The sequence below is a fragment of the Sphingomonas sp. P4_G2 genome (assembly GCF_056401155.1).
The window spans coordinates 368,334-390,112 of record NZ_JBFUJY010000003.1 but is presented as its reverse complement, the minus strand read 5'-3'; the positions used below and the strand labels follow the sequence as shown (position 1 = coordinate 390,112).

Genomic DNA, 21,779 nt, shown 5'->3' with positions numbered 1-21,779 from the left:
CATCTCCCTGTTACCCGCACGGTTCCAAGCCGCACGAGACCCCAGCTTTCGCTGGGGTGACGCATTATTTGTGACCGGCCGCCGGCCGGTCCTTCTTCTTGTACATCGCCAGCATCCGCGCAGTTACCGCGAAGCCGCCAAAGATGTTGACGCTGGCCAGCACCACCGCGAGCAGACCCAACCACTTCGACGTCGCGCCGGTACCGCCGATCCCGATCGCCGCGCTGGCGATCAGCGCGCCGACGATGATCACCGACGAGATCGCATTGGTCACCGCCATCAGCGGCGTGTGCAGCGCCGGGGTCACCGACCAGACGACGTAATAGCCGACGAACACTGCCATGACGAAGATCGAGAGGATCGAGATGAAGTCCATTGCCTTATTCTCCGGGCGCGGGCTGGGCGGCCAGCGCGGAATCGACGAGCTTGCGATATTCGGCGAGATTCGTTTGATAGACCATCATCACCGCACGGCAGTCGCCGGGGCCCGAGGGACCGGGCCGCGGCGGCGAAAAGGGCTGTTTGCCATAGCGCGCGATCAGGCGCTTGCGGATCGAGTCGAATTCGTCGTCGGCCGCCTTGCGATCGGGACCTTCGCATTTGAGGTCGGCGGCGCGCTGGTGAAACGCGACCATTCGGTAGAAGCCGAACAGCAGAGAGGGAGGCACTTGTGGCGCGGGCGTGGACTGCGCGAGCGCCAGGGCGACGAGCGCGATGCTCAACCCAATAGCCTCTGGTTGACGACCTTGCCGCCCTGCGTCAGCCGCACCGCATCCCCGATCTCTTCATCGAGCACCGGCTTGCCCGCTTCCTTGTCCCAGAAGGTCGAGAGGAAATTGTACAGATTGCGCGCGAACAGCGCCGAGCTGTCGGTGGCAAGGCGCGAGGCGACGTTCTTGTGGCCGACGATCCGCACGCCGTGCTTCTCCACCACCTCGCCGGCGACCGAGCCCTCGACATTGCCGCCGCTCTCGACCGCGAGGTCGACGATCACGCTGCCCGGGCGCATCGTCGCGATCTGGGCGTCGCTGATCAGCCGCGGCGCGGGGCGGCCGGGGATCAGCGCGGTGGTGATGACGATGTCCTGCTTGGCGATGTGCCCGGAAACCAATTCGGCCTGCGCCTTTTGATATTCCTCGCTCATCTCGGTGGCGTAACCGCCCGAGCCCTCGCCCTCGATTCCGGCGACATTCTCGACGAAGATCGGCTTGGCGCCGAGCGACTGGATCTGTTCCTTGGTCGCCGAACGCACGTCGGTCGCCGAGACTTGCGCACCCAGCCGCCGCGCGGTGGCGATCGCCTGCAGCCCGGCGACGCCGACGCCCATGACAAAGCATTTGGCCGCCGACACGGTGCCCGCCGCGGTCATCATCATCGGAAAGGCGCGACCATATTCGGCGGCGGCGTCGAGCACCGCTTTGTAGCCAGCCAGGTTCGCCTGGCTCGACAGGATATCCATCGACTGCGCGCGGGTGATGCGCGGCATGAATTCCATCGCCAGCGCCTCGATACCGGCGGCGGCATAGCCGTCGACCCGCGCGCGCTCGCCAAACGGATTGAGCCCGGCGACCAGCCAGACGCCCTTGGCGGCGTCCTTCAACTCGGCCGGATCGGGGCCCTGGATGCCGAGCACGATATCGGCGCCCTTGAGCGTCGCCGCCCGCGTCCCGATCGTCGCCCCCGCGCCTTCATAGCCGGCATCGTCATAGCTGGCGGCAGCGCCCGCGCCCTGCTCAACGGCGACCTGGGCACCCAGCGCGACGAACTTCTTGACCGTTTCCGGAGTCGCCGCGACGCGGCGCTCGCCCGAAGCGGTTTCCCGCAGGACGGCGATCTTCACCCGCGGCTTACTTGTGACCGGAGGAAATGAGCCAGATCACGATTCCCGCGATCAGGATGCACCCCACCGCGCCATATTTGAGCAACCCGAGCACCGAGTGATAGGTCGACTCATGTACTTTCATGTCGGTCTGGTCGGCCATGCCGCAACTCTCTCCACCCTGATTGTGCGGCGGTCTTAGCCAGCACCGCCCCGCGCCTCAAGCCCGCAAGCGTTAAGTTAGTGTCCGCATACGCTTAAGCTCACCTTTACCCGCTCGCCTTATGGTTACCACATGACCCAGGAGCAGAAGAGGGCGGGATGACGCGCAACGGACAGCGCCTCCTGATGTTGATCGACGACGAACCCGCGCAGCGCCGCCTCGTTTCGGCGATCGCCGCGCGGCGCGACTGGCGTTCGGTGTTCGCGCCCGATGGCGAGACCGCGATCGCGATGCTCGGCACTCAGGACGGGATGCAGCTCGACGCGATCCTGCTCGACAGTTTCGGCCCCGAAAGCGAAGCCGAGGCGCTGATCAAGGAATTGCGCGCCCGCCGTCCGCAGCTCCCCATCCTGATGCTCACCGCCAATGGCTCGGTCGCCCAAGCGGTCTCTGCGATGCGCGCCGGCGCCACCGATTATCTGGTCAAGCCGTTCGCGCCCGACCGCTTGTTGTCAGCGCTCGAAGTGGTCGTCGCCGGCACCGATGCGGGCGAATTGCGCCCGCTGACGGAGAAGATTCCGGCCCTGCTCGGCTTTGACGAGATCGTCGGCGCCTCCCCCGATTTCCGCGCCGCACTGGCGATCGCGGCCAAGGCGGCGCGCGCCCGCGTCCCCGTGCTGATCGAGGGCGAAAGCGGCGTCGGCAAGGAAGTCGTCGCCGAGGCGATCCATGCCGCAAGCCCACGCGGCAAGAAGCCGATGATCGCGATCAATTGCGGCGCGATCCCCGCCAATCTGGTCGAAAGCGAGCTGTTCGGGCACGAAAAGGGCGCCTTCACCGGCGCGTTCGAGCGCAAGATCGGCAAGTTCGCCGATGCCGATGGCGGCACGCTGTTCCTCGACGAGATCGGCGAGATGCCGCTCGACGCCCAGGTCAAATTGCTCCGCGTGCTGCAATCGGGCGAGGTCCAGCCGATCGGCGCGCGCCACACCCGCGAAGTCGACGTCCGCGTCATCGCCGCGACCAACAAGCGCCTGATCGAGGAAGTCGAGGCCGGCCGGTTCCGCGAGGACCTCTATTATCGCCTCAACGTCGTCCAGGTGACGATCCCGCCCTTGCGCGAACGCATCGCCGACATTCCCGCGCTTGCCCGGCATTTGCTCGCGCGGATCGCCGACCAGCCCGGGCTGCGCCCGCTCGGCATCACCGACGACGCGCTCGCGCTGCTCGGCCGCTACGTCTGGCCGGGCAATGTCCGCCAGCTGCAGAACGCGCTCTTCCGCGCCGCCGTCTTGTGCGAGGGCGACGCGCTGACCCGCGCCGACTTCCCGCAGATCGCCGCGCTCGGCACCGCGCGCGTGCCGACGCCCGGCGGCCAGATGGCGACCTCGGGCGGCGTCACCCTGTTCCGTCCCGACGGCAATATGCGTCCGCTCGAAGAGATCGAAGCCGACGTCATCCGCCTCGCCATCGGCCATTATCGCGGCCGCATGACCGAAGTCGCACGGCGGCTCGGCATCGGGCGCTCGACACTCTATCGCAAGCTCGGCGAGCTCGGCATCGACAACGCGGCGTGAGATGTGACCCCTCTCCCGCTTGCGGGAGAGGGAGGGGCCCGCCGCCGTCAGGCGGTGGGAGGGTGAGGGTCTTCTTTCTTCTGTCTCAGCACGCGCTCGAAGAAGAAAGAAGACCCTCACCCAACCCTCTCCCGCGTGCGGGAGAGGGCTTAAAGTACCCGCTTCCACCATTGCCGCCCCTTCTGACTCACCTTAGTGCCACCACGCATGCGCATCACCGATACCGACATCGCCCTCGCCATGGCCCTGGCCGACGCCGCCGGCGCGGCGATCCGCCCGCATTTCCGCGCGCCGTTCGACGTTGAGATCAAGGACGACGCCTCCCCCGTCACGATCGCCGACCGCGCCGCCGAACAGGCGATGCGCGCGCTGCTCGCCGCCGAAGCGCCGCGCGACGGGATTTCGGGTGAGGAATTCGGCACGACCGAAGGATCGACCGGGCGGCAATGGGTGCTCGATCCAATCGACGGGACGCGGGCGTTCATCGCCGGGCGGCCGCTGTTCGGCACGCTCATCGCGCTGGTGATCGACGGCTGGCCCGCGATTGGGATCATCGACCAGCCGATCCTGAAGGAACGCTGGGTCGGCGCGATCGGACGGCCGACCTTGTTCAACGGCAAGCCCGCCGCGACGCGGACCTGCCGCGAGCTGAGCCATGCCTTGCTCGCCACCACCTCGCCCGCCTTGTTCGACGATGCGCAACTCCATGCCTTCGAGCATCTCGACGGCGCGGTGCGGTCGGTCGTGCTGGGCGGGGATTGCTACAATTACGCCAGCCTGGCGTCGGGCTGGCTCGACCTGGTGGTCGAGGCGGGGCTCAAACTCCACGACTTCGCCGCGCTCGTTCCGGTGATCGAGGGCGCTGGTGGTCGGATGTGCGACTGGTCGGGCGACCCGCTGACCGCCGCGAGCAAAGGCGAAGTCGTAGCGGCCGGCGATCCGGCGCGCGTCGAGGAAGTGCTGGAAGCGCTGGCCTGTCGCGGACATTGATATTTTCACGCGGAGGCGCGGAGAACGCGGAGGATTTGGCTCGGATGCCCGCGACCCGATAGGCTGCCTTCTTCGCGCCTCCGCGCCTCCGCGTGAATCTGAATCCCCAGCCCGAGGTTGCTTTTCCAGGGACTCGCCGCTATGCGCGCCCACTTCCGAGCGATGCGGATGAAGTTTGCCCGGCCATCAAGGGCTGCCGCGGCATGCTTGCGCATCGCCATAGAGAAAGGACCAAAATGCCCAAGCTCAAGACCAAGAGCGGCGTGAAGAAGCGCTTCAAGCTCACCGCCACCGGTAAGCTGAAGCACGGCGTCGCCGGCAAGCGCCACCGGCTCATCAGCCACAACGGCAAGTACATCCGCCAGAACCGCGGCACCAAGGTGCTGTCGGACGCCGACACCAAGACGGTGAAGGCCTGGGCCCCGTACGGCCTGAACTGAGGAGCTAGATAATATGGCACGCGTCAAACGTGGTGTGACCACCCGCGCCAAGCACAAGAACATTCTTGAGCAGGCCAAGGGCTATTCGGGTCGCCGCAAGAACACCATCCGCATCGCTCGTCAGGCCGTCGAAAAGGCCGGGCAATATGCGTATCGCGACCGCAAGGTCAAAAAGCGGACTTTCCGCGGTCTGTGGATCCAGCGCATCAACGCCGGCGTCCGCGCCGAGGGTCTGACCTATTCGCAATTCATGCACGGCCTGAAGCTCGCCGGCATCGACCTCGACCGCAAGGTCCTGGCCGATATCGCGATGCACGAAGCCGAAGCGTTTACCGCCATCATCGCTCAGGCGAAGGCGGCACTGCCCCAGGCCGCCTAACAGCAGCCTGAGCGTTACGCAGATCAGGGGCGTCGGTGGCAGCACCGGCGCCCTTTTTCGTTCTGGAATACTCCCAAGGAGCCTTTCGTGGTCGAACTGAAAGCGATGCAGGACAGCGATTTCGCGTGGCTGCTGGGCGAGGCTCCGGCAGCGGCGAACCCGCCGGCGATCTGCGATGGCGGCGTCGCGCCGGTCGAGGTGATCGAGTTGATCCGCGGCGTCGCGGTGAAGAACCGAGACGCGTTGGGCGGCGACGTGGCCTGGTTGGTCGTCGCTGACGGCGAAGCGGTCGGGATGATCAGCTTCACGCGCCCGCACGACGGCAAGCGCCCGGAGATCGGCTACGGCATCGCCGACAGCCGTCAGGGACGCGGCCATGCCACCGGCGCGGTCACCGCCTTGCTGCCGATCCTGCGGGCGCGTGGCTTTGACGGCTTGACCGCGGAGACCGGGGTCGACAATCGGGCGTCGCAAGTAGTGCTGGAGCGCAACGGCTTCACCCGCACCGGCGAGCGCACCGACCCCGAGGACGGCGACCTCTATCTATGGACGATCGGATTGAACGATGAGTGATCTCGACCAGCTCAAGAGCGACCTGCTCGCGGCGATCGGTAGCGCCGATCTGGCCGGGCTGGAGGACATCCGCGTCTCTGCACTCGGCAAGTCGGGCAGCGTGACCGGGTTGCTCAAGACATTGGGCGGCATGTCGCCCGAGGAGCGCCAGACGACCGGCCCGCGCATCCATGCGCTGCGCGAGGCGGTGAGCGAGGCGCTGACGGCGCGCAAGACGGGGCTCGAACGCGAGGCACTCGACGCGCGGCTGGCGGGCGAGACGCTCGACATGACCTTGCCGGCGGACGTCCCGTCGGCCGGGACGGTCCATCCGGTCAGCCAGGTGATGGACGAGTTGGCCGAGATTTTCGCCGATCTCGGCTTCGCGGTCGCGACCGGTCCCGAGATCGAGGACGACTGGCACAATTTCACCGCGCTCAACATTCCCGAGTCGCACCCGGCGCGGGCGATGCACGATACTTTCTACTTCCCCGACCCGCCGGACGGGGAACGCAAGATGTTGCTCCGCACCCACACCTCGCCGGTGCAGATCCGCGCGATGATCGAGCAGAAGCCGCCGATCCGCATCATCGCACCCGGCCGCACCTACCGATCCGATTGGGATGCGACACACACGCCGATGTTCCATCAGGTCGAAGGGCTGGTGATCGACAAGGGAATCACGCTCGGCCACCTCAAATGGACGCTCGAGACGTTCCTGAAAGCCTATTTCGAGCGCGACGACATCGTGCTGCGCCTGCGCCCGAGCTATTTCCCCTTCACCGAACCGTCGGCGGAGGTCGATGTCGGCTATACGATCCAGAACGGCAAGCGAGTGATCGGCGGGTCGGACCATTGGATGGAAGTGCTCGGCAGCGGCATGGTCCATCCCAAGGTGATCGCGGCGTGCGGGCTCGATCCCGCCGAGTGGCAGGGATTCGCGTTCGGCTGCGGGATCGACCGGCTGGCGATGCTCAAATACGGTATGGACGACCTGCGCGCGTTGTTCGACGGCGATATCCGCTGGTTGAAGCATTATGGCTTCGCCGCACTGGATGTCCCGACGCTCAGCGGAGGTGTTGGGGCATGACCCATTCCCGTCGCCCCGGCGCAGGGGCACCCCGCAAAGTACTACTTTGCGGGGACCCCGCAGGCCGGGGCCGCTACGTGGCAGCGCGATGCCCTCTCCAACTCTACGGCCCCGGCCTCCGCCGGGGCGACGGGAACTGATATGAAGTTCACCCTGAACTGGCTCAAGGAGCATCTCGATACCCAGGCCTCGCTCGACGACATCGTCGAGGCGCTGACCCGCGTCGGGCTCGAGGTCGAAGGCGTCGACAATCCCGGCGAGAAGCTGGCGGCGTTCAAGGTAGCGCGCGTTCTGACCGCCGAGCGTCACCCCCAGGCCGACAAATTGCAGGTGCTGACTGTCGATACCGGCGACGGCGCGCCGCTTCAGGTGGTGTGCGGCGCGCCCAATGCCCGCGCGGGGCTGGTCGGCGTGCTCGGGCTGCCGGGCGCGATCGTGCCGGCCAATGGCATGGAGCTCAAGGTTTCGGCGATCCGCGGGGTCGAATCGAATGGCATGATGTGCTCGACACGCGAGCTCGAGCTGGGCGACGACCATGACGGGATCATCGAGCTTCCCGCCGATGCGCTGGTCGGCACGACCTTCCCTGAGTATGCCGGGCTCAACGATCCGGTGATCGACGTGTCGATCACGCCCAACCGCCAGGATTGCATGGGCGTGCGCGGCATCGCGCGCGATCTTGCCGCGGCGAGGCTGGGCACGCTCAAGCCGCTCGCCCAGGTCTATCGTGTCGAGGCGATCGCGCCAGTGGCGGGCGAAGGCCCGGGTCCCGACGTAGGCACCGACGACACCGCGGGCTGCCCGGCCTTCTACGGGCAGGAAGTGCGCGGCGTGACCAATGGTGCCGCGCCTGAATGGATGCGGCGCTTCCTCACCGCGATCGGGCAGAAGCCGATCTCGGTGCTGGTCGACATCACCAATTTCGTCTCGGTCGATCTCGGCCGACCGCTGCACGTCTATGACAAGGCCAAATTGTCGGGCGGCCTCGTCGCGCGGCGCGCCAAGGCCGGCGAGCAGGTGCTCGCGCTCAACGGCAAGACCTATACGCTCGACGAGACGATGACGGTGATTGCCGACGATGTCGCAGTCCACGATATCGGCGGCATCATGGGCGGCGAGCATTCGGGCGTGTCGGAGACGACCACCGACGTGGTCATCGAATGCGCCTATTTCGATCCCGACCATATCGCGCGGACTGGGCAGAAGCTCGGCCTGACCAGCGATGCGCGCCAGCGGTTCGAACGCGGCGTCGACCCCGCTTTCCTCGACGACGGGCTGGCGATCGCGACCAAATTGGTGCTCGACCATTGCGGCGGGACGGCGAGCGGGATCACCCGCGCCGGAGAGCCGCCTCTCGCGCCGCGCACGATCAAGTACGATCCGTCGCGGGCGGAGACGCTCGGCGGCCTCGCCGTCGCGCCTGAGCGGCAGAAGGATATCCTCGAACGCCTCGGCTTCGTGGTCGGCAGCGACTGGCAGGTGACGATCCCGAGCTGGCGTCGCGACGTCGACGGATCGGCCGACCTGGTCGAGGAAGTCATCCGCATCGAGGGGATCGACAAGGTCCAGCCCGTCCCGCTCGACCGTGCGCCCGGCGTGGCGCGCCCGACCGCGACCCCCGAGCAGAAGCTCGAACGCAAGCTGCGGCGCGCCGCGGCGGCGCACGGGCTCGACGAGGCGGTGACCTGGAGCTTCCTGAGCCAGGCCGAGGCCGATACCTTCGGCGGCGGGGCGTGGAGCCTGGCCAATCCGATCAGCGAGGACCTCAAGGTGATGCGGCCGTCGCTGTTGCCCGGTCTGCTGTCGGCAGCTGCGCGCAACCTTAATCGCGGCGTGGGCACCATTCGCCTGTTCGAGCTTGGCCGGCGCTATCTGCCCGAGGCCGAGCGTCCGACCTTGGGCGTAGTGTTGGCCGGCGATCGCCGGCCGCGCGGCTGGCAAACGGGCAAGGCGCAGGGCTTCGACGCGTTCGACGCCAAGGCCGAGGCGCTGGCTTTACTCGCCGCCGCCGGGGCGCCGGTCGACAATTTGCAAGTGATGGGGGACGCCGGCGAGACCTGGCATCCCGGCCAATCGGGCACCTTGCGGCTCGGTCCCAAGACCGTGCTCGCCGCGTTCGGCATGCTTCATCCGTCGACCGCCAAGGCGTTCGACCTCGACGGCCCGGTCGCCGCGGTCGAGCTCTATATCGACGCGATCCCGGGCAAGCGCTCGTCTGGTTTCATGCGTACGGCCTATGCGCCGGCCGCGCTCCAGGCAGTCAAGCGCGACTTCGCCTTCACCGTCCCCGCCGGCCTGACCGCCGACGCGCTGACCCGCGCCGTGCGCGGATCGGACAAGGCAGCGATCACGGCCGCGCGCGTGTTCGACCTGTTCGAACGCGATGGCGTCCGGTCGATGGCGATCGAGGTCACATTGCAGCCCAGCGACAAGAGCTTCACCGATGCCGATCTGAAGGCAGTGGCCGACAAGGTGGTTGGCGCGGCGGAGAAACTCGGGGCGACTCTGCGGGGCTAATATACCTGCCCTCACCCTTCCCACCGCCTTCGGCGGCGGGCCCCTTCCCTCTCCCGGCGGGAGAGGGAAGGAGGCGCGAAGCGCCGGAAGGGTGAGGGCAGAAATGGGACGAAGGGAAAGTAAGGTGCGGACGGCCCTGATCATCGGCGAAACACTCAATGTTGGCGGGCCGATCGTCGCGAGGGCGATTCAGCCTGGGGGGGCGCCCCAGCCATGAAGATCGACCATTTCCTCGTCGGCTTTACCGCGCTCCACGAGGAGCCGGGCGATATCTACACGCCGATCCTGCTGCCGGGCGATTTCGATCCGTTCGAACGGCAGGCGCGGTTCACGCAATATATCGACGCCGAGTTGCGGATGACCGGGCTGGGTAGCGCCGGCGGCGGCAGCGCGATCCAATTTCTCGATGAAGACGACGAAGACGAGGATCAGCCCGGCGATGGCCAGTGGCGCGTGCTTTATTCGATCATCGACACCGACGTGACCGACCTGGACGCCGGGCGTGCGCTGATCCGCGTACAGCTGGCGGAACTCGGTTGCCCCGCCGGCACCTTGCTCCAATTCGACGATCGCGAAGATCGCTGGGACGGCGAGCGCTGGCATCTGGCCGAAGCGCGGTCGATCGACGAAGAGAATTTGGACCCGAAGGAGTAGACGATGCGCACTGTCCTGATCACCGGCGGAACCTCGGGCATCGGCCAGGCCGCGGCGCGCGCGTTCGTCGCCGCAGGCTGGCGCGTGGTCGCGACCGGGCGGCGCCAGGAGCGGCTCGACGCGCTGGTCGCCGGGCTGGGCGCCGACAAGGTGCACCCCGCGGTGTTCGACGTGCGCGACGAGGCCGCGCGCGACGCGGCGCTCGACGCGCTGCCGGCCGAGTTCGGCGCGATCGACCTGTTGATCAACAATGCCGGGCTCGCGCTCGGCACCGCGCCGGCACAATCGGCCTCGCTCGATCAGTGGAAGACGATGATCGACACCAACGTCACCGCTCTGGTGTCGTTGACGCGCAAGCTCCTGCCCGCCTTGGTCGAGCGCAAGGGCGCGATCATCAACATCTCGTCGGTCGCGGCGACCTATCCCTATACCGGCGGCAATGTGTATGGCGGGACCAAGGCGTTCGTGCACCAATTCAGCCTGGGATTGCGCTCCGACCTGTCCGGCACCGGCGTCCGCGTCACCTCGATCGAGCCGGGCATGGTCGAGACCGAATTCACCCTGGTCCGCACCGAGGGGAACCAGGAAGCGTCCGACAAACTCTATGGTGGCGCCAATCCGATGACTGCCGAGGATATCGCCAACACGCTGCTATGGGTCGCCCAGCTGCCACCGCACCTCAATATCAATACGCTCGAGCTGATGCCGGTCAGCCAGTCCTTCGCCGGGTTCCAGGTCGCGCGGGCATAGGTCGTAAAATTCCCCTCCCTGCAAGGGAGGGGCTAGGGGTGGGTGAGCATCGGGCGAGGCTCGATGCCTCGTCCGATGCTGTTTTGACGGCAGCTTTTTAGAGTCTTTAGACGCGCAGACGCGCGCACCCACCCCCAACCCCTCCCTGCAAGCAGGGAGGGGAGTCCGAAAACCGAACGGCGATATAGCCCAAGCTTCGACAACAGGTTTCGGGTTGCGCCGGGTCGTCCACGCAACGACACCGGCGGGATGACCGACTCCGACTTCACCGCGATGATGCGCGCCGCCCAGGGCGCGATCGACTATCGCCGCCGCATTGCCACGGCGGAGACCACGCCCGCCGCGACGTACGCCGAGGTCTTGCCGGCGTTCGACGCTCCACTGCCCGAGCTGGGCGGGGATGCGGACGCGATCATCGCCGAGCTGATCGAGCGCGCGACGCCGGGGATCCGCGCCTCGACCGGCCCGCGCTTCTACGGCTGGGTGATCGGCAGCTCGCACCCGACCGGGGTCGCCGCCGACTGGCTGACCGCCGCCTGGGGGCAGAATGCCGGCAATATCCTGGCCGCGCCGGCAGCGAGCGCGGTCGAGGCGGTGGCGGCGCGCTGGCTGCTCGACCTGCTCGGCCTGCCCGGTGAGGCATCGGTCGGCTTCGTCACCGGCGCGACGGTCGCGAACTTCGTCTGCCTCGCGGCGGCGAGGAGCGAGGTGTTGCGCCGGGTCGGCTGGGACGTCGAAGGCGACGGCATGTTCGGCGCACCGCCGATCAATGTGCTGATCGGTGCCGATGCGCACGCGACGGTGTTTTCGGGGCTCAAATATCTCGGCCTCGGCGCGAGGCGGGTGACGTCGGTCGCCACCGACGACGCAGGGCGAATGCTGCCGAGCGCGTTCGAGGCGGCGTTGAAGGCGGCATCGGGGCCGGTCATCGCGATCGCCCAGGCCGGCCAGATCAATAGCGGGGTGAGCGATCCTTTCGCCGACATCGCCCCGATGGCGCACGAGGCGGGCGCCTGGCTCCATGTCGACGGCGCGTTCGGATTGTGGGCTCAAGCCAGCCACCGGTACGCGCACCTTACCCAAGGCGTCGAGTTGGCCGACAGTTGGGCGACCGACGGGCACAAATGGCTGCAGACGCCGTACGATTCGGGGTTCGCGATCGTCCGCGATGCCGAAGCGCACCGCCGCGCGATGGCGATCTCCGCCAGCTATCTGCCGCCCGCCGAGGGCGCCGAGCGCGATCCATCGGCCTATGTCCCCGAGCTCTCGCGCCGCGCCCGCGGGTTCGCTGCCTGGGCGATGATCCGCCAGCTCGGCCGCGCCGGGATTGCCGAGATGGTCGAGCGTTGCTGCCGGGTAGCCGCACGGATCGCCGAGCGCGCCGCCGGCGAACCGGGGATCGCGCTGGTGCTGGTGCCCGAACTCAACCAGCTGATGCTCCGCTTCGGCGATAGCGACGACGCGACGCGTGCCACGGTGCAGCGTGTGCAGGATGACGCGATCGCCTGGATCGGCGGGGCCGAGTGGCACGGACATTGGGTGATGCGCGTGTCGGTCAGTTCGTCGGCGACGACCGAGGCGGACGCGGACCTGACTGTCGACGCGATCGTTTCCGCCTGGCGGGCAGTAAGGGAGAACATCGCGTGACCGAAACCCTGATCGAGATCGGCACCGATCAGCTGTCGGCGGCGATCAATCCGCTCGGCGCCGAGCTCACGCAGTTGCGCGACGCCGAGGGTCGCGAGCTGATGACCGATGCCGATCCCGCTTATTGGACCGGGCACGCGCCGATATTGTTTCCGATCATCGGACGGTTGAATTGCGACACGCTGCGGCTCGATGGCCGCGACTATGCGATGAAACAGCACGGCTTCGCGCGGCACGAAACGTTCGACCTCGCCGCACGCACCGCCACCAGCGCGACGTTCCGACTGACCGCCAATGACGAGACGCGCGCCGACTATCCGTTCGAGTTCGTGCTGGAGGTCGGGTTCTCTATCGATGTGGCGACCTTGGCGATCGACGTGCGTATCTCCAATCCCGGTAGCGCGCCGTTGCCCGCGAGCCTCGGCTTTCACCCCGCCTTCGCCTGGCCATTGCCTTATGGCCGCCCGCGCGACGAGCACCGCATCATCTTCGCCGCCGACGACCCGGGCGACATCGTCGAGCTTGCCGGCGGGTTGTTCGCGTCGACGCGCCCCTCGCCGCTCGATGGCCGCGTCCTTCATCTTGCCGACGATCTGTTCGCCCAAGACGCGCTGATCTGGGATCCGGTGGCGTCGCAAAGCGTGACCTATCGCGCGGCCGATGGTCCGCAGCTCAGGGTCGATTTCCCCGATACGCCCTATCTCGGCATCTGGACCAAGCCCGGCGCCGCGTTCGTCTGTATCGAGCCGTGGCATGGCCATGCCGACCCCGCCGGGTTCGGCGGCGATTTCCGGACCAAGCCGGGCGTGTTCGAGGTCGCGCCGGGCGCGGACTGGACGGGCCGGATGGCGATCACGCTCGAACCCTGACCCTCGACCTAGGCCTACCCTGCGGCTAGGAGCCGCGGACCATGAGTATTTCCGACCGCCGCACCTTCGCGATCATTTCGCATCCCGACGCCGGCAAGACCACCTTGACCGAAAAGCTGCTCTACTTCGGCGGCGCGATCCATTTGGCCGGCGAGGTCAAGGCGCGCGGCCAGACGCGGCGCGCGCGGTCCGACTGGATGAAGATCGAGCAACAACGCGGCATTTCGGTCACCAGCTCGGTGATGACGTTCGAGAAGGACGGCATCACCTTCAACCTGCTCGACACGCCGGGGCACGAGGACTTTTCCGAAGATACCTATCGCACGCTGACCGCGGTCGATTCCGCGGTGATGGTGATCGACGCGGCGCGCGGCATTGAGGCGCAGACGCGCAAATTGTTCGAGGTCTGCCGGCTGCGGTCGGTGCCGATCATCACCTTCGTCAACAAGGTCGACCGCGAAGGCCGCCCGCCGTTCGAACTGCTCGACGAGATCGCCGACATACTCGCGCTCGACGTCGCGCCGATGAGCTGGCCGGTCGGCATGGGCGGGCAATTCCAGGGCGTGCTCGACCTCACCACCAACAAGGTCAGCCGGCCCGAGGGCGACAGCCGCGAATTCCTCGGCAAGGTCGACGACGCGCCCGAACTCCCGATCGACATCGCCGAGGAAGTCGAGCTGGCCCAGGCCGGCTATGCCGCGTTCGACGCCGACGCCTATCGCCATGGCGATTTGACGCCGGTCTATTTCGGCTCGGCGCTCAAGGATTTCGGGGTGGCCGAGCTGATCGCCGCGCTCGCCGATTACGCCCCGCCGCCGCGCCCGCAACCGGCCGAGCCGGCGCCGGTCTCGCCCAATTTCGACGAAGTCACAGGCTTCGTGTTCAAGGTCCAGGCCAATATGGACCCGCAACATCGCGACCGCATCGCGTTCATGCGATTGTGCTCGGGGGTGTTCAAACGCGGCATGAAGCTGACCCCGACCGGCCACGGCAAGCCGATCGCGGTGCATTCGCCGATCCTGTTCTTCGCGCAGAATCGCGAGGTCGCCGACGAGGCCTATCCAGGCGACATTATCGGCATCCCCAATCACGGCACGTTGCGGGTCGGCGATACCTTGTCCGAGCGCGCCGATGTGCGCTTCACCGGCCTGCCCAATTTCGCGCCCGAAATCCTGCGGCGCGTCGTGCTGAAGGATCCGACCAAGACCAAGCAATTGCGCAAGGCGCTCGACGACATGGCCGAGGAAGGCGTGACCCAGGTCTTCTATCCGGAGATCGGATCGAACTGGGTGATCGGCGTGGTCGGCCAGCTCCAGCTCGAAGTGCTGATCAGCCGGCTCGAGGCCGAGTATAAGGTCGCCGCGGGGCTGGAGATGGCGCCGTACGAGACCGCGCGCTGGATTTCGTCGGACGATCCGGCGGCGCTCAAGGAATTCCTCGACCTTAATCGCGGGTCGCTGGCCAAGGATCGCGACGGCAATCCGGTCTATATGGCGAAGTCGGCCTGGGACGTCGGCTATGTCGCCGACCGCTATCCCAAGGTGAAGTTCGCCGCGACGCGCGAGCGGTAACGGCAGCATTCGCGGTTGGGCGCCGACACAGCGAAGCTATAAAGCCGCGAAACTTTTGGTGCGGTTGCGAAGGCCGGTCGCATCGCTATAGCCGCGGGCGACCATCAGGAGCCCATCATGCAGCCTTCCGCCGCGCTCGCCCGCATCAAGCCCTCGCCGACGCTGGCGATCACCAGCCGCGTCCTGGAATTGAAGCGCCAAGGCGTCGACGTGATCGGCCTGGGCGCCGGCGAGCCCGATTTCGACACGCCCGACTTCATCAAGGAAGCCGGGATCAAGGCGATCCGCGACGGCAAGACCAAATATACCAATGTCGACGGCACGCCCGAGCTCAAGGAAGCGGTGCGGCTGAAGTTCAAGCGCGACAATGCGCTCGACTATGACATCAATCAGATCACCATCAACGCCGGCGGCAAGCACACCTTGTTCAACGCGATGGTCGCGACGATCGATCCGGGCGACGAGGTGGTCATCCCCGCGCCTTATTGGGTGAGCTATCCCGACGTCGTGCTGTTCGCCGGCGGCACGCCGGTGTTCGCCGCGGCGGGTGCGGACCAGAATTACAAGCTCAAGCCCGAGCAGCTCGAGGCGGCGATCACTGCCAAGACCAAGTGGGTGATCCTCAACTCGCCGTCCAACCCGACCGGCGCCGCCTATAGCGAAGCCGAATTGAAGGCGCTGGGCGCGGTGCTCGAGCGCCACCCGCATGTCTGGATCTTCGCCGACGACATGTACGAACATATCGTGTTCGACGATTTCAAGTTCACTTCGATCGCGCAGGTCTGCCCGTCGCTCTACGACCGCACGCTGACCGCCAATGGCTGCTCCAAGGCCTATGCCATGACCGGTTGGCGGATCGGTTTCGCTGCCGGCGCGCCGTGGCTGATCAAGGCGATGTCGAAGCTGCAATCGCAATCGACCAGCAATCCCTGTTCGATCGCCCAAGCGGCATCGGTGGCGGCGCTGACCGGCGACCAGGCGTTCCTGAAGGACAATGCCAAATTGTTCGAGCATCGCCGCGATCTCGTCGTGTCGATGCTCAACCAGGCGACGGGCATCACCTGCCCGCGGCCCGAGGGCGCCTTCTACGTCTATCCCGAATTCTCCGCGCTGATCGGCAAGACCACGCCGGGCGGCCGGACGATCGCGACCGACGAGGATTTCGTCACGTACCTGCTCGACGATGCCAAGGTCGCGGCGGTGCAGGGCGAGGCGTTCGGCCTCTCGCCGGCGATGCGGATCAGCTACGCCACGTCGGACGAACTGCTGCGCAAGGCGTGCGAACGGATCCAGACGGCCTGCGCCGCGCTGCGCTGAGAATGCTCAGTGTTCCTGCGAAAGCAGGAACCCAGGACCACGAGCGACACGGCCTGTAACCCTGGGCTCCTGCTTTCGCAGGAGCACGGCGTTGGGACGCCCCAAACCCAAACCCCGGATGAACGGACCGGCCAGAGAAAGTTCAGGCCCGGAAACCTATCGTTTCAATCATCAGGGTTGAAGCGGAACGCCATATTCCCGATTTCGCACCCGCAACCAAGGGACAAGAGCCATGAAGGCCATTCTCACTTCTTCGTTTTTCTGGCGGTTCGCCGGCGGCTTCGCTTTGGGCGGGTTCGGCGTGATGACGCTGCATCCGGCAGGCGCGCAGACCGCGCCGCAGACGCCGGCGTCCGTCGCTCATCTGGCGGATTGAAACCATGGGGCGCCGCGTTCCGTATCTATGTGATCGGAACAACGGAGCCCCGCGTATGATCAAATATGTCTTGCCGCTTGCCGCCGCTGGTGCGCTGGCCGCGGCGATCTTCACCAGCCCCCTCGCCCATGCCGAACGCGCGGTGCCGATCCCGGCGCCGGCGCATGATGTCCAGCCGACCGTGAAGCCCAATGTCGCGGTGTTGGCCGGCGGGTGTTTCTGGGGCATGGAAGCGGTGTTCGAGCGCGTCAAAGGCGTGACGAACGTCACTGCGGGCTATGCCGGCGGCACCGCCGCGACCGCGAGCTATGACCAGGTGTCGACCGAGGGAACCGGCCATGCCGAGGCGATCCGCGTCGCCTACGATCCGCGCGTGGTGAGCTATGGCACGTTGCTGCGCATCTATTTCTCGATCGCGCACGACCCGACCACGCTTAATCGCCAGGGTCCCGATCGCGGCACCAGCTATCGCTCGGCGATCTTTCCCCAGAATTCGGCGCAACGCGCAGTGGCAGCGGCATACATCGCCCAGCTTGGCCAGGCGAAGGCCTATTCGCGGCCGATCGTGACCAAGATCGAGACCGGCGGCTTCTATCCGGCCGAGGCCTATCACCAGCATTTCTTCGACAAGAATCCCAACCACCCGTACATCGTGGCGTGGGACAAGCCGAAGGTCGCGGCGTTCAAGGCGGCGTTTCCGGCGCTGGCAAAGTAAGCGTTCCCCTCTCCCGCTTGCGGGAGAGGGAGGGGCCCGCGAAGCGGGAGGGTGAGGGTCTTCTTCCTTCTTTTTAGACCTCATTGCCCGGAAGAAGAAAGAAGACCCTCACCCAAACCCTCTCCCGTAGACGGGAGAGGGCTAGATTTCATGCCGCCAACGGAAATCGCAGCAACCGATCGGCCACCGGCACCAGTGCCTCGCCGCACCGACCCACCGCGCGGACAATTTCAGGATGATGGACGTCGAGCCCGCCGGTGAGCGAACCGAACGCGGGCAGCACCAGCTTGGTGCCGGTCGCGACGAAGCACCGGCGCGACACCAATCGCCCGCGCACGCGGACGCGCAATTTGGGGTGGAAATGGCCCGACAATTCCGGCCGCATATCGCGCGGATCGGCTTCGTGTCGCAGCACCAGTCCGTCGATCTCGGCCTCGTCGACGATCTCGCCGCCGCAGGGGTCGGCCATTTCATGGTCGTGGTTACCGACGACCCAGACGAAGCGATGCGCCGCGGTGAGCGCGCGCAGCCGGTCCTGTTCGGCGGCGGGCAAGCGCTCGCATCCGCGCGAATCGTGAAAGCTGTCGCCAAGGCACCAAATCTCGGCCGGAGCGGTCGCCGCGACCGCGTTCTCCAGCGCCGCCAGGGTCGCCGCGCTGTCATAGGGCGGCAGCATCTGGCCGAAGCTCGCGAACCAGCTCGCCTTCTCGAAATGCAGGTCGGCGACGATCAGCGCACGCCGCGCGGGCCAGAACAGCGCGCCGTCAGGCAGCGCGGCAAACTGATGGCCGGCGAACGAAAAGGGAACCATTTCCCATCCATGCCGTAATAGCAAGGCGCGATCAATGGCTTGCGGCAGTGCAACAAATGCCACTTGATCGGCGCGCCAACAGGCGTAAAGCGCGCCGTCCTTCCCGGCAGGCCCATCCGACTCCATGTCAGCAGCCATTTCACCCCAAAAAACGATGTCGAAAAAGGCGCTTGCCGCGCTGACCATCGGCGCGATCGGCGTGGTATTCGGCGATATCGGGACCAGCCCGCTCTACGCCTTTCGCGAAGCACTGGGCCAGGCCGCAGCCGACGGGCTGACCGCCGACGAGATCCTCGGCGTGCTCAGCCTGGCCTTATGGTCGCTGATCCTGGTCGTCTCGATCAAATATGTCACCTTCCTGATGCGCGCCGACAATCAGGGCGAGGGCGGCGTGCTCGCGCTGGCGGCGCTCGCGCGGCGCGCGCTCGGCTGGCGCTCGCGCATCGCGTTGGTCCTCGGCGCGGCAGGCGCATCGCTGTTCTATGGCGACGCGATCATCACCCCATCGCTATCGGTGCTGTCGGCGGTCGAAGGCCTGCGCACGATTCCCGGCGGTGCTGATGCGATCGGCGAGCACACCATCATGGCGGTCACCATCGTGATCCTGATCGGGCTGTTCCTGATCCAGTCGCACGGCACCGCGCGCGTATCGGGATTGTTCGGCCCGGTCTGCGTCCTGTGGTTCCTGGTGATTGGCGGGCTGGGCCTGTACCATATCGCCGACGAGCCCGGCATCCTGTGGGCATTCAACCCTTATTATGCCGCCGGTTTCCTGGCGACACATGGCGTGCTCGGGCTGTTCGTGCTGGGCGCGGTGTTCCTGACGGTGACCGGGGCCGAGGCGCTGACCGCCGACATGGGGCATTTCGGGGCGAAGCCGATCCGGCTCGGCTGGTTCCTGCTCGCCTTTCCGGCCTTGTGCCTCAATTATCTCGGACAGGGCGCCTATACGCTCAACAAGCTCGAAGCAGTGCAGGCGGCCGGCGGCAAGTTCGAGAATGCCGATTGGTTCTTCCTGATGGCGCCCGAGCAGGTTCGCCCATTGCTCGTCATCCTGGCGACCTTGGCGACGATCATCGCCAGCCAGGCAGTGATCACCGGCGCCTATTCGCTGACGCAACAGGCCGTCCAGCTCGGCTTCCTGCCACGGCTCAGGGTGCGCAACACCTCGGCCGATTATGCCGGGCAGATCTATCTGCCGTCGATCAACTGGCTCCTGCTGGTCGGCGTGCTGGTGCTGGTGATCCAGTTCCGCACCTCGTCGGCGATGGCGGCGGCCTATGGCATCGCGGTGACGGGCACGATGGTGATCACTACCCTGCTCGCTTATGTCGTGGTGCGGCACAGCTGGCATTGGCCGCGCCATTGGGCGCTGGCGCTGATCCTGCCGTTCCTGACGCTCGACCTGATCTTTTTCGGCGCCAATATCCTGCGCGTGATCGAAGGCGGCTGGGTGCCGCTGGTGATCGCCGCGTTGATCGGATTGGTCATCTTCACCTGGGTGCGCGGCAAGGCGATCGTGAAGACCTTCGAGCAACGCCAGAGCGTCCCGCTCGCCGACCTTGCTGCTGCGCTCGCGCGCCGCGCGCCCGAGCGCGTCGAAGGCACCGCGATCTTCCTGACCGGCAATCCCGACAGCGCGCCCGGGGCGTTGCTCCACAACCTCAAGCACAACAAGGTGCTGCACGAGGTCAATCTGGTCGCATCGGTGCGCACTACCGACCGGCCGCAAGTGCCGCCCGAGGAAAGGTGCGAGGTCAAACGGATCGACGACAATTTCAGCGTCGTCATCCTGCGCTACGGCTTCATGGAAACGCCCGACGTGCCGCGCGCGCTGGCCGACGCGACCGAGGCGGGGCTGATCGACCTGCACCCGATGAAGGCGAGCTATTTCATCGGCCGCAACACGCTCAAGCCCGATGCCGAGGTCGGCATGCCGTTATGGCAGGACCGCATCTTCATGTTCCTGCAGCGCAATGCCAGCGACCCGACCGACTTCCTCCATATCCCGCCGGGCAAGGTGCTCGAGCTGGGCGAGCAGGTGACGGTTTAGACATTCCTGAAGCGGTCGACGACCCGACGAGCGAACTCAAATTGACTCGCGGGACGTCAGCAGCCAAGCGCTCGAGCCGGCGCGCTGGAAGTGCACCAGCAAAAAGGGGAGTGCAAATATGAACGGCCCGACGATCGACCGCCGCGCGCTGCTGCTGGGGACCGGCGCGGCCGCCGCGGCACCGGCCATCGCACGAGCCGGCCGCGCCCGCCGGAGCCCCCCGCTCGCGTCCACGCCGCCAATGGGGTGGAATAGCTGGAACAGCTTCGCCACCACGATCAACGAAGCCCAGGCGCTCGAGACCGCGACAATCATGGCGGCCAGACTGAAGCCGGCCGGCTACGACATCTTCACCATCGACATTCAATGGTACGAACCCGGCGCATCGAGCTACACTTATGCCGCCAAGCCAATGCCGACGATGGACGGCAATGGTCGGCTGCTTCCTGCCCCCAATCGATTTCCGTCGAGTGCGAACGGACGCGGCTTCGCGCCGATCGCGACGCACGTCCACCGGCTCGGGCTCAAGTTCGGCATCCACTTGATGCGCGGCATCCCGCGGCTGGCGGTCGAGCGCAATTTGCCGGTGCTCGGCACACGCTACACCGCGCGCGATATCGCCGATACCGCCAGCATTTGCCCGTGGAATCCCGATATGTACGGAGTCGATATGACCCGGCCGGGCGCGCAGGCTTATTACGACAGCGTCTTCCGGCTCTATGCGTCCTGGGGCGTCGATTTCGTCAAGATGGACGATATGAGCCGCCCCTATGACGCCCACGCGGCCGAGATCGAGGCCGCGCATCGCGCCATCCTTGCGACCGGGCGGCCGATCATCCTCAGCCTCTCGCCTGGCGAAACCCCGGTGATCCGCGCCGATCATGTCCGCAAACATGCGCAGATGTGGCGTATCTCGGACGATTTCTGGGACGAATGGCCGCTGCTGGAGGCGCAGTTCACGCGGCTGGAGAATTGGAACCCGCATCGCTCGCCCGGCTGCTGGCCCGACGCCGACATGCTGCCGCTCGGCCGCCTCGCGCTCGGGCAGCGCGACACCAAGTTCACGCCCGACGAGCAACGCACGCTGATGACCTTGTGGTCGATCGCACGCTCGCCGCTGATCATGGGCGGCGACCTGCGCCATCTCGACCAGGCGACGCTCGATCTGCTGACCAATCCCGAAGTGATCGCCGTCAACCAGCAGTCGAGCGACAACCGTCCGCACTTCCTGGCCGACGACACGCGTATATGGTCGGCGCGCCATCCCGACGGCGACACCTATCTCGCGCTGTTCAACACCGCTGCGAAGCCGCGCGAAATATCGATCGCCCTCAGCCAGCTTGGCCTGCGTGGCACGGTGCGCGTGCGCGATTGCTGGGCGCGCGCCGATGCCGGGACGGCGACGGGCCGGATCGTACGGAATGTGCCTTCGCATGGCGCGGCGTTGCTGCGTTTGAGCGGCGATAACCAGCGGTGACTTAGCTACTGG

General features: G+C 66.4%; 22 protein-coding genes. 17 read left to right on the top strand and 5 right to left on the bottom strand.

Going from position 1 to position 21,779, the window contains the following annotated elements; genetic code table 11:
• Positions 1 to 64 precede the first annotated feature (64 nt).
• Genes AC1DRD_RS11475 through AC1DRD_RS11460 form a run of 4 tightly spaced genes read right to left on the bottom strand, consistent with a single transcriptional unit; the run spans position 65 to position 1,982 of the window.
• Positions 65 to 376, bottom strand: a complete 312-nt coding sequence (locus tag AC1DRD_RS11475) for a proton-translocating transhydrogenase family protein (RefSeq protein ID WP_066588195.1) — start codon at positions 374 to 376, stop codon at positions 65 to 67.
• Between the two features lie 4 nt (positions 377 to 380).
• Complete coding sequence (locus AC1DRD_RS11470; RefSeq protein ID WP_478041471.1) at positions 381 to 722, bottom strand: hypothetical protein; 342 nt, start codon at positions 720 to 722, stop codon at positions 381 to 383.
• A complete protein-coding gene (locus AC1DRD_RS11465; RefSeq protein WP_478041470.1) occupies positions 719 to 1,840 on the bottom strand; it encodes an NAD(P) transhydrogenase subunit alpha in 1,122 nt (373 codons plus the stop codon). Before AC1DRD_RS11465 ends, AC1DRD_RS11470 begins: the two co-directional genes overlap by 4 nt.
• 7 nt (positions 1,841 to 1,847) lie before the next feature.
• A complete protein-coding gene (locus AC1DRD_RS11460; protein ID WP_478031214.1) occupies positions 1,848 to 1,982 on the bottom strand; it encodes an aa3-type cytochrome c oxidase subunit IV in 135 nt (44 codons plus the stop codon).
• A 158-nt stretch (positions 1,983 to 2,140) separates the two neighbouring features.
• Here AC1DRD_RS11460 and AC1DRD_RS11455 point away from each other — a divergent pair, with 158 nt between their 5' ends.
• From AC1DRD_RS11455 to msrA, 15 genes are all read left to right on the top strand, one after another.
• The gene (locus AC1DRD_RS11455) at positions 2,141 to 3,559 is read left to right on the top strand and encodes a sigma-54-dependent transcriptional regulator (RefSeq protein WP_478041469.1); all 1,419 of its coding nucleotides are present in this window, start codon (positions 2,141 to 2,143) and stop codon (positions 3,557 to 3,559) included.
• Positions 3,560 to 3,766: 207 nt separating this feature from the next.
• Positions 3,767 to 4,549, top strand: a complete 783-nt coding sequence (gene hisN, locus AC1DRD_RS11450; protein WP_478031217.1) for a histidinol-phosphatase — start codon at positions 3,767 to 3,769, stop codon at positions 4,547 to 4,549.
• 236 nt (positions 4,550 to 4,785) lie between these two features.
• A complete protein-coding gene (gene rpmI, locus AC1DRD_RS11445) occupies positions 4,786 to 4,989 on the top strand; it encodes a 50S ribosomal protein L35 (protein ID WP_478031218.1) in 204 nt (67 codons plus the stop codon).
• 13 nt (positions 4,990 to 5,002) lie between these two features.
• Positions 5,003 to 5,368: a 50S ribosomal protein L20 gene (gene rplT / locus AC1DRD_RS11440; RefSeq protein WP_066812844.1), complete on the top strand. Its 366-nt coding sequence runs from the start codon at positions 5,003 to 5,005 to the stop codon at positions 5,366 to 5,368.
• An 87-nt stretch (positions 5,369 to 5,455) separates the two neighbouring features.
• Positions 5,456 to 5,941 carry a GNAT family N-acetyltransferase gene (locus AC1DRD_RS11435; protein ID WP_478041468.1) on the top strand — a complete coding sequence of 162 codons (486 nt, stop codon included), beginning with the start codon at positions 5,456 to 5,458 and terminating at the stop codon, positions 5,939 to 5,941.
• Complete coding sequence (gene pheS / locus AC1DRD_RS11430) at positions 5,934 to 7,010, top strand: phenylalanine--tRNA ligase subunit alpha (RefSeq protein ID WP_478041467.1); 1,077 nt, start codon at positions 5,934 to 5,936, stop codon at positions 7,008 to 7,010. Before AC1DRD_RS11435 ends, pheS begins: the two co-directional genes overlap by 8 nt.
• Positions 7,011 to 7,151: 141 nt before the next feature.
• Positions 7,152 to 9,527: a phenylalanine--tRNA ligase subunit beta gene (gene pheT / locus AC1DRD_RS11425; protein WP_478041466.1), complete on the top strand. Its 2,376-nt coding sequence runs from the start codon at positions 7,152 to 7,154 to the stop codon at positions 9,525 to 9,527.
• Between the two features lie 213 nt (positions 9,528 to 9,740).
• The gene (locus AC1DRD_RS11420) at positions 9,741 to 10,181 is read left to right on the top strand and encodes a hypothetical protein (RefSeq protein ID WP_478041465.1); all 441 of its coding nucleotides are present in this window, start codon (positions 9,741 to 9,743) and stop codon (positions 10,179 to 10,181) included.
• A 3-nt stretch (positions 10,182 to 10,184) separates the two neighbouring features.
• A complete protein-coding gene (locus AC1DRD_RS11415) occupies positions 10,185 to 10,931 on the top strand; it encodes an SDR family NAD(P)-dependent oxidoreductase (protein WP_478041464.1) in 747 nt (248 codons plus the stop codon).
• 249 nt (positions 10,932 to 11,180) lie between these two features.
• Positions 11,181 to 12,578, top strand: a complete 1,398-nt coding sequence (locus AC1DRD_RS11410; protein WP_478041463.1) for a pyridoxal phosphate-dependent decarboxylase family protein — start codon at positions 11,181 to 11,183, stop codon at positions 12,576 to 12,578.
• A complete protein-coding gene (locus tag AC1DRD_RS11405) occupies positions 12,575 to 13,447 on the top strand; it encodes an aldose 1-epimerase family protein (protein ID WP_478041462.1) in 873 nt (290 codons plus the stop codon). The genes AC1DRD_RS11410 and AC1DRD_RS11405 overlap by 4 nt, the downstream gene beginning before the upstream one ends.
• A gap of 41 nt (positions 13,448 to 13,488) precedes the next feature.
• Positions 13,489 to 15,018 carry a peptide chain release factor 3 gene (locus AC1DRD_RS11400; protein ID WP_478031227.1) on the top strand — a complete coding sequence of 510 codons (1,530 nt, stop codon included), beginning with the start codon at positions 13,489 to 13,491 and terminating at the stop codon, positions 15,016 to 15,018.
• 117 nt (positions 15,019 to 15,135) lie between these two features.
• Entirely contained in the window at positions 15,136 to 16,335 is a 1,200-nt protein-coding gene (locus tag AC1DRD_RS11395) for a pyridoxal phosphate-dependent aminotransferase (RefSeq protein ID WP_478041461.1), read from the top strand.
• A 232-nt stretch (positions 16,336 to 16,567) separates the two neighbouring features.
• On the top strand, positions 16,568 to 16,711 hold the full coding sequence (locus AC1DRD_RS11390; protein WP_478041460.1) for a hypothetical protein: 144 nt from the start codon (positions 16,568 to 16,570) through the stop codon (positions 16,709 to 16,711).
• 55 nt (positions 16,712 to 16,766) lie between these two features.
• Positions 16,767 to 17,426 carry a peptide-methionine (S)-S-oxide reductase MsrA gene (gene msrA, locus AC1DRD_RS11385; RefSeq protein WP_478041459.1) on the top strand — a complete coding sequence of 220 codons (660 nt, stop codon included), beginning with the start codon at positions 16,767 to 16,769 and terminating at the stop codon, positions 17,424 to 17,426.
• Positions 17,427 to 17,574: 148 nt separating this feature from the next.
• Here the strand turns inward: msrA and pdeM are convergent, their stop codons facing one another.
• On the bottom strand, positions 17,575 to 18,237 hold the full coding sequence (pdeM, locus tag AC1DRD_RS11380; RefSeq protein ID WP_478041458.1) for a ligase-associated DNA damage response endonuclease PdeM: 663 nt from the start codon (positions 18,235 to 18,237) through the stop codon (positions 17,575 to 17,577).
• Between the two features lie 154 nt (positions 18,238 to 18,391).
• On the opposite strand from pdeM, the gene AC1DRD_RS11375 reads away from it, so the two are divergent.
• Together AC1DRD_RS11375 and AC1DRD_RS11370 are read left to right on the top strand one after the other, a co-directional pair.
• The gene (locus tag AC1DRD_RS11375; RefSeq protein WP_478031234.1) at positions 18,392 to 20,290 is read left to right on the top strand and encodes a potassium transporter Kup; all 1,899 of its coding nucleotides are present in this window, start codon (positions 18,392 to 18,394) and stop codon (positions 20,288 to 20,290) included.
• Between the two features lie 118 nt (positions 20,291 to 20,408).
• Complete coding sequence (locus AC1DRD_RS11370) at positions 20,409 to 21,767, top strand: glycoside hydrolase family 27 protein (protein ID WP_478041457.1); 1,359 nt, start codon at positions 20,409 to 20,411, stop codon at positions 21,765 to 21,767.
• Positions 21,768 to 21,779: the final 12 nt, after the last annotated feature.